The organism is Xylanibacter oryzae DSM 17970, from assembly GCF_000585355.1.
Lineage (GTDB): Bacteria > Bacteroidota > Bacteroidia > Bacteroidales > Bacteroidaceae > Prevotella > Prevotella oryzae.
The window spans coordinates 699,293-713,874 of the sequence record NZ_KK073873.1 but is presented as its reverse complement, the minus strand read 5'-3'; the positions used below and the strand labels follow the sequence as shown (position 1 = coordinate 713,874).

11 protein-coding genes are annotated in these 14,582 nt (G+C 37.2%); 6 read left to right on the top strand and 5 right to left on the bottom strand.

Annotated features, from left to right (window positions below; translation table 11 throughout):
- Nucleotides 1-11: 11 nt before the first annotated feature.
- Entirely contained in the window at nt 12-3,398 is a 3,387-nt protein-coding gene (locus XYLOR_RS02800) for a helicase-related protein (protein WP_036876794.1), read from the bottom strand.
- 322 nt (nt 3,399-3,720) lie between these two features.
- Nucleotides 3,721-6,033, bottom strand: coding sequence for a transglycosylase domain-containing protein (locus tag XYLOR_RS02795; RefSeq protein ID WP_036876792.1), 2,313 nt, complete (start codon nt 6,031-6,033; stop codon nt 3,721-3,723).
- Between the two features lie 150 nt (nt 6,034-6,183).
- Here XYLOR_RS02795 and pyrB point away from each other — a divergent pair, with 150 nt between their 5' ends.
- The 4 genes from pyrB to XYLOR_RS02775 all read left to right on the top strand — a co-directional run bounded on the left by pyrB (nt 6,184) and on the right by XYLOR_RS02775 (nt 10,183).
- A complete protein-coding gene (pyrB, locus tag XYLOR_RS02790) occupies nt 6,184-7,131 on the top strand; it encodes an aspartate carbamoyltransferase (RefSeq protein ID WP_036880569.1) in 948 nt (315 codons plus the stop codon).
- A 6-nt stretch (nt 7,132-7,137) separates the two neighbouring features.
- Nucleotides 7,138-7,593: an aspartate carbamoyltransferase regulatory subunit gene (pyrI, locus tag XYLOR_RS02785; protein ID WP_036876790.1), complete on the top strand. Its 456-nt coding sequence runs from the start codon at nt 7,138-7,140 to the stop codon at nt 7,591-7,593.
- A gap of 48 nt (nt 7,594-7,641) precedes the next feature.
- Nucleotides 7,642-8,922, top strand: coding sequence for a serine hydroxymethyltransferase (glyA, locus tag XYLOR_RS02780; RefSeq protein ID WP_036876788.1), 1,281 nt, complete (start codon nt 7,642-7,644; stop codon nt 8,920-8,922).
- A gap of 118 nt (nt 8,923-9,040) precedes the next feature.
- Nucleotides 9,041-10,183 carry a glycosyltransferase family 4 protein gene (locus tag XYLOR_RS02775; RefSeq protein ID WP_036876787.1) on the top strand — a complete coding sequence of 381 codons (1,143 nt, stop codon included), beginning with the start codon at nt 9,041-9,043 and terminating at the stop codon, nt 10,181-10,183.
- On the opposite strand, the gene XYLOR_RS02770 is transcribed toward XYLOR_RS02775, so the two are convergent.
- The 3 genes from XYLOR_RS02770 to aspS all read right to left on the bottom strand — a co-directional run bounded on the left by XYLOR_RS02770 (nt 10,162) and on the right by aspS (nt 12,779).
- Complete coding sequence (locus XYLOR_RS02770; protein ID WP_036876786.1) at nt 10,162-10,500, bottom strand: hypothetical protein; 339 nt, start codon at nt 10,498-10,500, stop codon at nt 10,162-10,164. The two genes, XYLOR_RS02775 and XYLOR_RS02770, sit on opposite strands and share 22 nt — an antisense overlap.
- A 74-nt stretch (nt 10,501-10,574) precedes the next feature.
- Nucleotides 10,575-10,871, bottom strand: coding sequence for a winged helix-turn-helix domain-containing protein (locus XYLOR_RS02765; protein ID WP_036876785.1), 297 nt, complete (start codon nt 10,869-10,871; stop codon nt 10,575-10,577).
- Between the two features lie 141 nt (nt 10,872-11,012).
- A complete protein-coding gene (aspS, locus tag XYLOR_RS02760; RefSeq protein WP_036876784.1) occupies nt 11,013-12,779 on the bottom strand; it encodes an aspartate--tRNA ligase in 1,767 nt (588 codons plus the stop codon).
- A 111-nt stretch (nt 12,780-12,890) separates the two neighbouring features.
- Between aspS and XYLOR_RS02755 the strand changes: the two genes are divergently transcribed.
- Together XYLOR_RS02755 and XYLOR_RS02750 are read left to right on the top strand one after the other, a co-directional pair.
- Nucleotides 12,891-14,021 carry a glycoside hydrolase family 88/105 protein gene (locus XYLOR_RS02755; RefSeq protein ID WP_036876782.1) on the top strand — a complete coding sequence of 377 codons (1,131 nt, stop codon included), beginning with the start codon at nt 12,891-12,893 and terminating at the stop codon, nt 14,019-14,021.
- Between the two features lie 56 nt (nt 14,022-14,077).
- Entirely contained in the window at nt 14,078-14,482 is a 405-nt protein-coding gene (locus XYLOR_RS02750; protein ID WP_036876780.1) for a DUF1573 domain-containing protein, read from the top strand.
- Nucleotides 14,483-14,582 lie beyond the last annotated feature (100 nt).

Here is a 14,582-nt window from a genome sequence, read left to right as displayed (position 1 = left end):
GTGTGTGTCTGTTATTCTGTTTTTAATCCCATTGAGCATATGATCTTTGGCTCTTTGGCTGTGTTGGTGTCTTCGTCTATATGGCATAAGTTGCCGTTTTTGCGCATCTCCATAACATATTCTACAATATCTTCGGCAGAGCTTGTGCGGAGCATACGCCCAAGAATAAACTTGGTGCTCTCAAAGAATGGGTAATTGTAAATATCGTCGATGGCATATTTAAGCATCTGTCGATTATCTTCGGTGAAAAACAAGGTGGTCGGACGGGCATAATAGTTTTCAAGCAGGGTCACAATCCTGTATTTGGTGCTAAAGCGACTACCTAAAACGCCACCCACATACGTATTCTCATCCTTCACATTTTCAACAGCCTTGTTGACTAAGTCAAAATGATTGGCTTGAGGCGGAAGTGCAGGCTCATTGATGGAGCAAGCCATTGCCTGAAGTATTTTCTTTTGAGACTGACTGATCATCTCGCCTTTGGAATTATACCACGACAAAAGGTCAAAGCCACTATGGGTGCGGATATAGGTGATGACTCCATCGTTGATAGAGCCGTTGCTCTGTTTAGTGGAGTAGATAATGTCACTGAGGTTGGGTATAATTCGTTGCAAGTCAGGGTTTGCGTCTATGGCATTCTTCCATATCTGGTAGGCTTGTGATGCCAAATCAACATCGTTGTCATCTTCATCTTCAAGGACTCCGCTTTTCTCATTGTACATATCGCGCAGGTTCTTCTCATTGCCCTCGAAGAACACCTCATCACTACCCACAATATCAGCAGCCTGATTGATTCGTTCGTTCAAGCGCTTACGCAACTTAATGATTTCTTCCACGCCGTCGGCCGGAAAGAATGAATAGCAGTTAATCTTTTGCGACTTCTGACCGATACGGTCTACACGACCGGCACGCTGAATAAGGCGGATTATAGCCCAAGGCAAGTCATAATTTACGATGATATGGGAGTCTTGAAGATTCTGACCTTCACTGAGCACATCTGTCGCTATCAATACGCGTGTCTGCTCTTCTGCCGGTATATCTGCCTTTTCATTACTTGCAGGTGAGAATTTCTCTACGATCGAGGTCGTATTACTACTGCTTCCGGTGGCAACGTCAATATTACTGACATTGTGTTTTTCCAGCTGTCTGTAAATATAGTTGGCTGTATCTGAATATTGCGTGAATATGATAATCTTGTCATCGTGATGTTTGCTATTAATCAGATATAGCAGTTTGGCCAACTTTTGATCAGTATCCGGATTCCATGCCCCACACAGGTTAATCATCCTTATTATGGTATCGCAATCGTTTTTAAGCTGGGATTTTAATGTGCGCTTGAAGTTTTTGGAATCTATCCATGCCACATTATTTTTCTGCGTTATAAGTTCATAATATTTTTTTGCTTCACGCATATATGTGTTTATGTCTTCAGAAACGGTGATAAAATCGCTATTGTTTACTATATTATCTTGATCTGAGTCTTTTCCAAATACAGTTTGATTGATGTCCTCATCCTCATAGAAGTCTTCAGGAATACTGTTTTCATCTCCTACAGGCAGGGGTAGTTTGTTATCAATGGCATAAATGTAGACAGCATTACGCAAAATATGACGATATAGGGTAAGCAAGAATGAGAAACCGCTACTGTCTATACGCTTGAAGAAGGTGCTTTTGCAGAATCCCATCATGCGTTGCCCTGCACGTGACAAGTTTTCTATCAGTTGTTTTTCATGGTTTGGGGCATTTTCTGCCTTTACCTTATCAAGGTAATTAATCAATCCGTAGCGTGGAAGTTTCAGTGAATCCATGATGCTGACCATCTCTTCAGAATACAAACGACTATACTGATCGTTAGTCTCTGTCTTGAATTTCAATGCGCACGGAATGCGCTCCGGAAAGTATGAACGTGAGCCGTCAGGAAACAGTAAATATTTACGACCGTCATTCTCATCTGTTTTGGCAAAATTATCTTTGATGAACGAACGTGTTCTTCTAACAAGGAACATTTTCATCAATTCACTCCAGTCATCAACAAAAGGACTATATTCAAAAGCTTTAATGCTACGTATAAAAACATCACTGTGCTTTTGTGCAAATTGATGGTCACCGCCAAGACTGCGGATATATGCCTCCGGGCGTATACCTAAGTCCTGATCTTCGCTGATAAATAATTTCAACTGACTTGCCAGATCTGAAAAGTCTTTATTATAAGGAGTGGCTGTAAGTAGCAAAACCTTGCTGTCCTGATGATTGATAAGATCCTTGATGTTACGGTATCTCTTGCCATTCTCATTGCGTAGGTTATGACTTTCATCCACGATGATCAATCTGTAATATCTGGAACTGTCAACGTCAATGGGCTTCTGCATTGACATGATATCTGCCTTGAGGTCATATTTCTTCACATATTTCTTCCACATATCCTGTAATCCTGCAGGACAGATGATAAGTGTGCTACTTGCAAATGTCATTTCGTAAATCTTGGCGATGGCACAGGCGGTGATGGTCTTGCCAAGTCCGACAACATCTCCTATCATTGCTCCGCCACGCTTCTCGTTATTAAGATGCTTGGCAGCTATTTTCACCGCATTCTGTTGAAATTCAAAAAGGTCTTTACGGAATTCAGGTGTAAGTGTGAACTCTTTGATACCGGAGCGTGCTTCCTGACTGAGAAAATATACTGTTTTAAGATAAATATAATAGGGAGGGATTGTGTTTTCACCGGCCCAACTGTTGTCTATGGCATCAATCAGTTGAGTGGTAATGTCAATGCAAAAGTTATCATTCCAACGGTTATCAAACCAATTGGAAAGTTTCTCTGCATTATCGCTGTCACCAAATTCGGCATTGAGTTCACCCTGCTTGGTCAAACCGCTATAGGTAAGATTACTGCTACCCATGATGGCTTGTATCTTATTGAAGTTATCATCAGGGCGATGTGCAAGATACAGCTTGGCATGAAGTGGTTCTTTGAGATAGAGTTTCACGCATACCTTCTTATCTTTCATCTGTGCGGAAAGTCTTCTTAATGTCCACTCGTCATTTTTGGTAGGTAAACCCAAGAGCAATTGTTTCTTGAACTCACGGGCAATTTCCAGTTTACACTGATTCACATAATCAGCATCCGGCAATTGCTGTTTACCTGAATATAATTTTCTCACCAATTCGTCATTGGGTCTGTGCATTCCAATAAGTAGACGACATATTCTGAACTCTTTATCATCTTGTTCGTAAACATAATCGCCGGGGATTGTGTCTATCTGATTAACGATCAGATTCCAGCCTCTTAAATTAAAATATCCGACACAGAAGTCAACACGTTTCACACCTGCATTTGTGATTATTCCCTGTAATCCTTCAGTGAATTTAGCTTCTATATTATCGTAAATTCTTGCCATTTCAAATATTAATAATCATTTTTCATTCATTCGTAAACAAATGTTCTCGCAAAGATAGTATTTTTTTTACAAATAAGCTCATTAATTCTTAAATAAAAGAAACGATTTCGATATTTTTCTCATTTAATATTTTGTCAGAACAAATATAACATGTTAGATTTATGGGCATTTGTATATAACATCCAGATGCTACTTTTTTATTAATATACATAACCAAATGCGATACACAATAAGGCGTATACAAAATTGTATACGCCTTATTGTGTATGAAATACAGACAATCGAATATATAACGAATAACTTAGTATTAACGACTTTTCAACTACTCATAAATTTCATCTATGCCATTATCTTCTGCTGCTGTATCTTCAGATGCACACGGATTGAAATTATCAGGCAAATCAAAGATAGCCTTCGGTGAATAACCGAGTCGGGGATCAGCAAAGACTCTCTGCATATAATATGCCCAGATAGGTAGCGCCATTGACGCACCCTGCCCCATCTGCATATTATCAAAATGGATATCTCGATCTTCACCACCTACCCAACAACCATTTACAAGTGTTGGAGTAAATCCTATAAACCATGCATCTGAATTTCGGTTTGTGGTACCGGTTTTGCCTCCCATCTCACATTGTATATTGAATTTAGAACGTATACGCCTACCTGTTCCTTCGTCTATAACAGCCTTCAGAAGTACAAGCATTTTATCTGCACTCTCTTCACTTATTACCTCATTCATTTTTGGCTGGAACTGTGTGATAACGTTACCTTCGTTATCTTCAATCTTTGAGACAAACATTGGAGCACACCTTATTCCATGATTTGCAAAAGCAGAATAAGCACTAACCATCTCGGCTAAAGAGATATCACATGTACCCAAGCAAAGAGACATAGAAGGATGTATATTAGGATTGGCTACGCCAAATTCGTGTATCAGTTGGACAAGAGCAGAAGGATTTAATTTACTCATAAGATAAGCAGATATCCAGTTGTTTGACTGGGCTATTCCCCATTTAAGAGTTACCATCTGTCCATAACGATTATGACTGGCATTTCTAGGTGTCCATGGTGCACCGGCTACCATATATGTACGCTGTACATTGGGCGCAAGATCACACGGAGAAAAACCATTTTCCATAGCAAGTGCATATAAGAACGGTTTGATAGTAGAGCCGACCTGTCTACGACCACCGGTAACCATATCATATTGGAAATGCGCAAAATCAAGTCCTCCGGCATAAGCTTTAACAGCACCTGTTTTAGGATCCATACTCATAAAAGCAGCCCTCAAGAAAGACTTGTAGTATCTGATAGAATCCATAGGCGTCATAACAGTATCTATATCTCCATGATAAGTAAATACGGTCATATCTGTAGGTCTATTAAAAGCTCTTTTTATTTCTGTTTCAGAGGCTCCCTGTGCCTTCATCGCTCTATATCTATCACATTGTTTCATAGACTTTAGCAGTATAGATCGTACTTGGTCTTTGTTAAGTGCGTCTGTAAATGGAGCATTAGGCTTTCTTCTATTTTCGGCGAAGAAATTAGGTTGCAAATATCTAGCTACATGCTTATACAAAGCATCTTCTGCATAATTCTGCATACGCGAGTCAATAGTAGTAAATACCTTCAGACCGTCAGTATATACATTATATGGAGATCCGTCTTTCTTAAAATTTTTGTTGCACCAACCATACAAAGGGTCTAAATCCCAAAGCGTTGAATCTTCAATATATTTGCTTTTATTCCAACTAGGATAATCACCCTTTTGTGGTTTCTTAGCCATCATATACCTTCTTAAGAAATCACGAAAATATACTGCAATACCATCTTTATGGTCAATTCTCCTAAAATTCAATTTTAGTGATTCAGCAGATAATGATTCTAATTGACCGGAAGAGATATACCCTGACTTAAACATCTGAGCCAGGACTACATTTCGTCTTTCTTTGCATCTTTCAGGATAACGCACAGGGTTAAAGAATGAAGGATTTTTGCATAATCCTATAAGCGTAGCCGACTCAATGATTGAAAGATCTTTGGGTTCTTTATTAAAGTATGTATTAGCAGCTGTCTTTATACCAACTGCATTATGAAGAAAATCAAAGTAATTGAGGTACATTGCAATAATTTCCTCTTTGGTATAATTGCGCTCTAACTTTACCGCAATTACCCATTCGATAGGTTTCTGAAGCAATCTCTCCATCGTACTGGAAGCGACTCCCGAATAAAGCTGTTTTGCCAACTGCTGTGTAAGAGTAGAACCTCCACCGGCACTTCTTTGCCCCATAATACCACGTTTAACCAATGCTCGTCCCAAAGCATAAAAATCTACGCCGGAATGATCATAAAATCGGGAATCCTCAGTAGCTACTAATGCCTGTACAAGATAAGGCGACAAATTGGTATAATCAACGCATATGCGATTCTCTCTATTAAAATTCCAAGTGCCCATAACCTTCCCATCAGAAGAGTACACCTGTGTTGCAAAACGGTTTATAGGATTTTGCAATTGATCTACGGGTGGCATATATCCGATCCATCCCTCTGTAATAGCTGTGAATGCAATAACAAGCATCAAGCAAACAACAACCAGTAGTCCCCATAAGCAATGTACAAAAGCCTTTCTCATTATATTTTTTCGATTTATATCTATCAGCCTAAGCTTTAATAATATTTTTTTCTGAGTGCAAAAATACAATTTTCTTTCTAATTATAACCAATTAATAAAAAATATTATGTAACTTAGCGGTCGAAAATAAAAATAATTTTACAAGAAATGATGGAACGCCATAATTTTGTAACCATAGCTGACCTAACAAAAGAGAAAATTCTCTATATGATAAGGATGGCTCAAGAGTTTGAAAAGCACCCTAATAGAGAAATTTTAAAGGGTAAAGTAATAGCGACTTTGTTTTTTGAACCTTCTACCCGAACGCGACTTAGTTTTGAGACAGCAGCCAACCGCTTAGGCGCTAAAGTAATTGGGTTTACAGACCCAAAAGTAACAAGCAGTTCGAAGGGCGAGACTCTAAAAGATACAATAATGATGGTATCCAACTATGCAGACGTAATAGTAATGCGTCACTCTATAGAAGGAGCTGCGCAATATGCAAGTGAGATTTCGCCGGTTCCGATAGTAAATGCAGGTGATGGTGCACATCAACATCCTTCTCAATGTATGCTTGACCTTTATTCTATATACAAGACTCAAGGTACTCTGGAAAATCTCAATATATATCTTGTAGGTGACTTAAAATACGGAAGAACAGTACACTCGCTAATTATGGCAATGAGACATTTCAACCCAACATTCCATTTTATTGCCCCAAAAGAATTAGCAATGCCGAATGAATACAAGATATACTGTAAAGAGCATAATATAAAATTCCAGGAACACACAGAATTCAACGAAAATGTCATTTCTGATGCAGATATACTCTATATGACAAGAGTACAAAAAGAGCGATTCTCTGATTTGATGGAATATGAACGCGTAAAGAATGTATATATCCTTAAAAACGATATGCTTGCAAATGTGAAAGACAACATGAAGATATTACATCCTCTACCCAGAGTGAATGAAATCGCATATGATGTTGACTCAAATCCACACGCATATTATATTCAGCAGGCACAAAATGGATTGTATGCCAGACAAGCAATAATATGCGATGTTCTGGGCTATAATTATGATGACATTATAAAAGACAACACAATAATAAAGTAACTGATTATGAATAAAAATGAGATGTTGGTTGCCGCCATTCAGAACGGAACTGTTATTGATCATATACCAAACGAAAAGACTAATCAGGTAGCGGAACTGTTAGGCTTGAACAGTCTGGACACTCCGGTTACTATAGGCAATAATTTCAGGTCTAAAAAATTAGGTAAAAAGGGATTAATCAAAGTGGAAGATAAATTTTTCTCTGATGAGGAAATTTCACGTTTAGCTGTTGTAGCGCCAAATATTGTATTGAACATTATCAAAGATTACGAAGTTGTAGAAAAGAAAACGGTTACGACTCCTGATGAAATACGTGGAATAGTAAAATGTAATAATCCCAAATGTATCACAAACAATGAGCCGATGTCCACTCTATTTAATGTAGTAGACAAAGAAAAGGGTATTCTGAGATGTCATTATTGTGATATGGAACAGGACATAAATAATGTGGAACTGATATAAACCAGACTAACTAGGAAGTTATTATTATTAAACATAAAATCTGCAACAATGAAAAAAGATCAAGAAATTTTTGACCTTATTGAGAAAGAGCATCAGCGACAGCTTAAAGGAATGGAGCTAATTGCATCTGAAAATTTTGTAAGTGATGAAGTTATGCAAGCCATGGGTTCGTACTTAACAAACAAGTATGCCGAAGGACTGCCAGGCAAACGCTATTATGGCGGTTGTGGCGTAGTTGATCAGGTTGAGACTATAGCTATTGAACGCGTAAAGAAGCTTTTTGATGCTGAATTTGCGAATGTTCAACCTCACTCAGGAGCACAGGCTAATGCAGCTGTATTACTCGCTGTTCTAAATCCAGGAGACACTTTCATGGGACTAAACTTGGCTCATGGTGGTCACCTATCACATGGTTCATCGGTAAACACTTCCGGTATATTATACAAAGCTATCGGTTATGACTTGGACAAAGAGACAGGTCGTGTAAACTATGAACAAATGGAGCAATTGGCTATTGAGAATAAACCTAAATTAATTATTGGTGGTGGCTCTGCATATAGTCGTGAATGGGACTACAAACGTATGAGAGAAATTGCAGATAAAGTTGGAGCGCTACTAATGATAGATATGGCTCATCCTGCAGGCCTCATAGCAGCAGGATTACTTGACAACCCTGTTAAATATGCTCATATTGTTACTTCTACTACACATAAGACACTTAGAGGTCCACGTGGTGGTATCATTCTTATGGGCAAAGACTTTGAAAACCCTTGGGGACTAAAAACGCCAAAAGGACAGATCAAGATGATGAGCCAGTTACTAAATAGTGCAGTATTCCCAGGTACACAAGGTGGACCACTGGAGCATGTAATTGCTGCTAAAGCTGTTTCATTCAACGAAGCTCTTCAACCGGAATTCAAAGTTTGGGCATTGCAGGTTAAGAAAAATGCAAACGTTCTGGCACAAGAGCTTATCAAACGAGGATTCACAATAGTAAGTGGAGGAACAGACAACCACTCTATGTTGGTAGACCTTCGTTCTAAATATCCTGATCTGACAGGTAAGGTAGCTGAAAATGCTCTTGTCGCTGCTGATATTACTGTAAACAAAAATATGGTTCCTTACGATAGCCGCAGTGCTTTCCAAACATCAGGAATACGTCTTGGAACAGCAGCTATGACTACACGTGGCGCTAAGGAAGATCTAATGATACTGATAGCAGATCTTATTGAAGAGGTATTAAATGCCCCTGAAGATGAGAACGTTATAAATAACGTACGAGCTAAAGTAAATGAAACAATGAAGAATTATCCTTTGTTCGCATATTAATATCATTAATAAAAATATTAAATTGGCATGCCGGATTTATATTTGGCATGCCTTTTTAGTTTATAAAATCAGAATATATAATATTAATTTGTATATTTGCAGCAAATAATTACAAAAGATGAGAATTGGTATAGAAGCACAGAGAATTTTCCGTAAGGAAAAACATGGCATGGACTATGTGGTACTGGAAGAAATAAAACACTTACAGAAAATGAATCTTGAAGATACCATTTTTGTATTTGTCAAATCGGATGTAGACAAATGTCTGAAAGACAGTGAAAACGTTCATATAATAGAGTTAAAACGCCAGAATTATCTTCTTTGGGAACAATATGTCCTGCCAAAAGAAGCAAAGAAATATAATCTTGATATATTACACTGTACAAGTGACACGGCTCCTATTTTCTGCAATATACCAATTGTTCTAACACTACATGATATTATTTTTTTGGAATCAAGAGACAAATCTAATAAATCTTTATATCAAAATCTTGGATGGATGTATAGAAGATTTGTAGTTCCGAAAGTTTTAAAAAAGTGCAAGAGAATTATTACTGTATCAAATTTTGAATATAAGAATATAAAGTCGAAACTAGCATTAAAAGACAAACTCATTATGATTTACAATGGTTATAATGAATGGTTTATGCCTCTTGAAGATAAAGATAACGTATACAAGAAATACACTAGCGAAAAAGGATATTTTTTATTCTTAGGCAATACTGATCCGAAAAAAAATACAGAACGTACATTAATTGCATATAGTAAGTATCTAAAGAATTCATCTATAAAAAGGAAATTGCTGATCGCTGATTTAGAACCTCAATATTTGGATTACTTACTTAAAAAAAATAACATAGAAGAGATTCGTGACAATATAGAATCGACAGGCTACATAATTAATAGTGATTTAGTGTATCTGTATAACGATGCATTTGCATTTCTATATACGTCTTTAAGAGAAAGCTTTGGTATTCCAATCATAGAAGCTATGGCATGTGGCACCCCTGTTATAACATCCAACACATCATCAATGCCTGAGATTGCAGGAAAAAGCGCAATCCTAATAAATCCAGAGAACGCGGATGATATTTCAAACTCAATGATAACACTTGAGAATGATAAAAACAAATATGATCTATTGAAAAAGACTGGTCTGGAAAGAGCGAAACTCTTCTCATGGAAAAATAATGTAAAGAGACTTGTTAAAGTCTACAAAGAAACTCACGAAGAGAATATTCAAAATAGTGACAAAGACTGATCGTCATCTATAACTATTTCATCTTCTTCTGTTTCAGCATATTCTTCATCTACAAAATTAAACATCAACTGATCAGATTCGTATGATTGCGTATTGATACGATAAAAACCGCGTTTACCTGTACTCTCTATAAAACTATTTCGGGAATAAACATTTTTATGCAAAAATGATAGTACATACTTATGCACATCATCAAAATTCACTTTTTCAAAAAAGGAACAATTTTCGTTATATATCTTTTTTGATATCTGTGTAACACACAGACCGTCAAGACCTGCTTCAGTAAGAAGCATAAGTATTTGTTTATCGTAATTCATTTTTAATTACACAAAAAAAGAAAGACCAGCTACACAAGTGTGACTGGTCTTCCTCTTAATATTTTATAGCATTACTATGCTAAAATAATTTTATGACCATCATCTTTTATTTTACCTTCTTTAAATAGCCAACCCATTCCGAGAAGAGTTTCATCTTCGTTAATTTTAGCTCTTTTTGCTATTTCAGCTACCGTCAAAGGCATATCTGCAGATGCCAATGCATTATATACATCACCGGCTCTAAAACCTACGTTCTCTGCATTAATAGCTAACTCTACATTCTTTGCAGTTACAACTTTTTTTGAAGTAGTAACTTTAACAGCAACTTTTTTTGGTGCTGTAGCTTTTTTTTCTGTTTTCCTTTCTGCCATAATTACAAAAAATTTATTCTACATTTGATTGATCCAGCATGAAATAGTTTCTGAATCGCTACAAAGATAATATTTTATTATCAAATGGCATGATTATTTACAAAAAAGAATGTACAAATCGGAGCGGTTAAACGCCTGTTGCTATTTTTCTTGACTTAAATCAACTTTAAGTTGCAACTCGTCCAATTGTTTTTTGTCTATTTCTGAAGGAGCATCAAGCATAACATCTCTTCCGCTATTATTTTTAGGGAACGCAATGCAGTCACGTATGCTATCTAAGCCTGCCATAATGGATACCCAACGGTCTAATCCAAAAGCAAGGCCTGCGTGAGGCGGAGCTCCATACTTGAATGCATTTATGAGGAACCCGAATTGTGACATAGCACGCTCTGGTGTAAAACCAAGAATTTTGAACATTTTCTCCTGCAATTGTCCTTCGTGTATTCTCAAACTTCCTCCACCAACTTCAATACCGTTACAAACAAAATCATACGCTTTTGCACGCACATTTTCAGGGTGTTCATCCAATAATGGTATATCATCCGGATTTGGCATAGTAAATGGATGGTGTGTAGCCATAAGTCTCTGTTCTTCTTCACTCCACTCAAACAATGGGAAATCAATAATCCAAAGACACTCAAATTTATTTTTATCACGAAGTCCAAGACGCTCTCCCATTTCCAAACGTAATGCACACAACTGTATTCGTGTCTTATTCGCATTATCGCCACTAAGAATAAGAATAAGATCTCCCGGATTGGCTTTAAAGGCCTCTTTCATATTCTGCAGTACATCAGAACTATAGAATTTGTCTACGCTGCTCTTAACAGTACCGTCTTCATTAACCTTAGCCCATACAAGACCTTTAGCACCGATCTGTGATCTCTTTACAAATTCGGTTAATGTATCTAATTGTTTTCTTGTATAATTTGCGCAACCAGGCACACAGATACCACCAACATACGCAGCTTCATTAAATACGCTAAACTCACCTGTACCTTTAAGGATATCCATAAGTTCTACGAACTCCATTCCAAAACGCAAATCAGGTTTGTCGCTTCCGAATCGACGCATAGCCTCATGCCAAGTCATCTGCTGTAATTTTGCCGGCAAATCTACACCACGTATTTCTTTGAAAAGATGCCTAGCCATGTCTTCAAACAAGTTGAGGACATCATCTTGATCAACAAAACTCATCTCGCAGTCTACCTGAGTAAATTCAGGTTGACGATCAGCACGTAAGTCTTCATCACGGAAACATTTGGCTATTTGGAAATAGCGGTCGAAACCACTTACCATAAGTAGCTGTTTCAATGTCTGAGGACTTTGTGGTAAAGCATAAAACTGTCCGGGATTCATACGAGATGGCACTACGAAATCTCGTGCGCCCTCTGGTGTTGAACCTATAAGAATAGGTGTTTCTACCTCAATAAAAGCCTTTGAATCAAGAAAATTACGAATCAGGATTGTCATACGATGACGCAGCTCCATGTTCTTGCGGACAACAGGTCGGCGCAAGTCAAGATAACGATACTTCATCCTTATATCATCACCACCGTCAGTATTATCCTCAATTGTAAATGGAGGTGTTAGACTTTCACTTAATACATTCAGTGAGTTTGTTATTATCTCTATATCACCTGTATCAATATTTTTATTTTTACTTTGACGTTCACTTACAGTACCTGTAACCTGAATACAAAATTCACGCCCCATTTTGTTAGCTCTTTCGCACAAGTTTTTGTCGATCTCTTCATTGAAGACCAACTGTGTGAGACCATAACGGTCACGCAAGTCAACGAAAGTCATTCCGCCCATCTTACGGCTGCGCTGAACCCAACCAGCAAGTGTAACAACAGTGCCAACATCTGAGAGCCTAAGCTCCCCACAAGTCTTTGTTCTATACATTGATTTCTCTAATTTTACTTAATTTAAGATGCAAAATTATATAAAAATGTGCAAACCAACAAATAATTAGAAATAAATACTTATTTTTGCGGGAAATTACTAATTTACTGAATGAAAAAAATATTTATTATGCTGACTTTGGCAGCAATGGCTATGCCTATGTCTGCGCAAAATGAGAAAATGGATGGCGTGATGAACACAACACGCAAAGTTAATAATTTTTTTATGCACAAGTATGCTGATCCAACTACACCTACAAATGTAGGAAGACTGAGACCAAGCAATCTTTGGACGCGTGCCGTATACTATGAGGGACTGATGAATCTGTATAACATTGATGCCAATCAATCATACATTGATTATACAGACAAATGGGCTGATTTCCATAAATGGATGCCAAGAAACGGTGTCAAAACTACTGATGCTGATGACCAATGTTGCGGTCAAACATACATTGATCGTTTTTTCCAGACAGGAGATTCTTCTAAAATCAATAGTATCAAAGAAAATATAGATTTACAGATAAAAAGCAATCGTGTGAATTATTGGACATGGATAGATGCTATACAAATGAGTATGCCTATTTATGCTGAACTATATAAAATGACAAAAGACAGATTATACCTTGACTATTGTATGAAGATGTACAGATGGAGCAGAAATGAGTGTGGCGGAGGCTTATATAACAATAAAACCGGATTTTGGTGGAGAGATAAAGACTATGTACCACCATATAAAGAGTCTGACGGTAAAGACTGTTATTGGAGTCGTGGCAACGGATGGGTATATGCTGCGTTGGTAAGAGTGATGAGCCAAATGGACAAGAAGGACAAGTATTATAAAGAACTTGAAAATGACTTTATAAAAATGAGTAAAGCGTTTGCTTCATGTCAACGCGAAGATGGTTTCTGGAATGTAAGTTTAGTATCTCCTAATACTTATGGAGGAAAAGAGGTTACAGGAACAGCTTTATTCCTTTATGGATTTAGCTGGGGAATAATGAATAACATCTTACCTGCAAAAACTTATAAAAAAATATGCGACAAAGCATGGAATGCTCTATCTAAGGATGCTGTACACGAAGACGGAATGCTTGGATATGTACAGGGTACCGGCAAAGATCCATCAGCAGGACAACCTGTAACTTACGATAAGATTCCTGACTTTGAAGACTATGGAACAGGATGTTTTCTATTAGGGGCAACAGAGTACTACAAATTGTTAAAGTTTAGACTTAAATGATGCATATATCGGAAAAACTACTTACATTTGCCAACAATTTTTAAATATCATAACTGATGAAAAAAATTATTTTTATGACTTTGATGCTGATAAGTGGTATTACATTTGCTTCAGCTCAAGCTACTAATGGGAAAAAGCAAGCAGAAATAAAGTTTGACAACTTATCTCATAACTTTGGTACTTTCTCAGAGAAGAGTCCTGTGGTAACATGTGTATTCACATACACTAATGTAGGCGAAGCACCATTAATTATAAATCAAGCTATCGCCAGTTGTGGATGTACAGTTCCTGCTTACACTAAAGCACCTATAATGCCGGGGCAAAAAGGTGAAATTAAAGTAACTTACAATGGTTCTGGTAAATTTCCGGGACACTTTAAGAAAACGATTACAGTACGCACTAATGGAGCTACAGAAATGACACGCCTTTACATTGAAGGAGACATGACTGAGGCAAAATAAAGATCATATATAATTTCAATATATGCCCCGAAAGTAAGATATAATACTTTCGGGGTTTTTTGTGTTTATTATTTCCATACCCTTTTTATTTCCCTGTTTT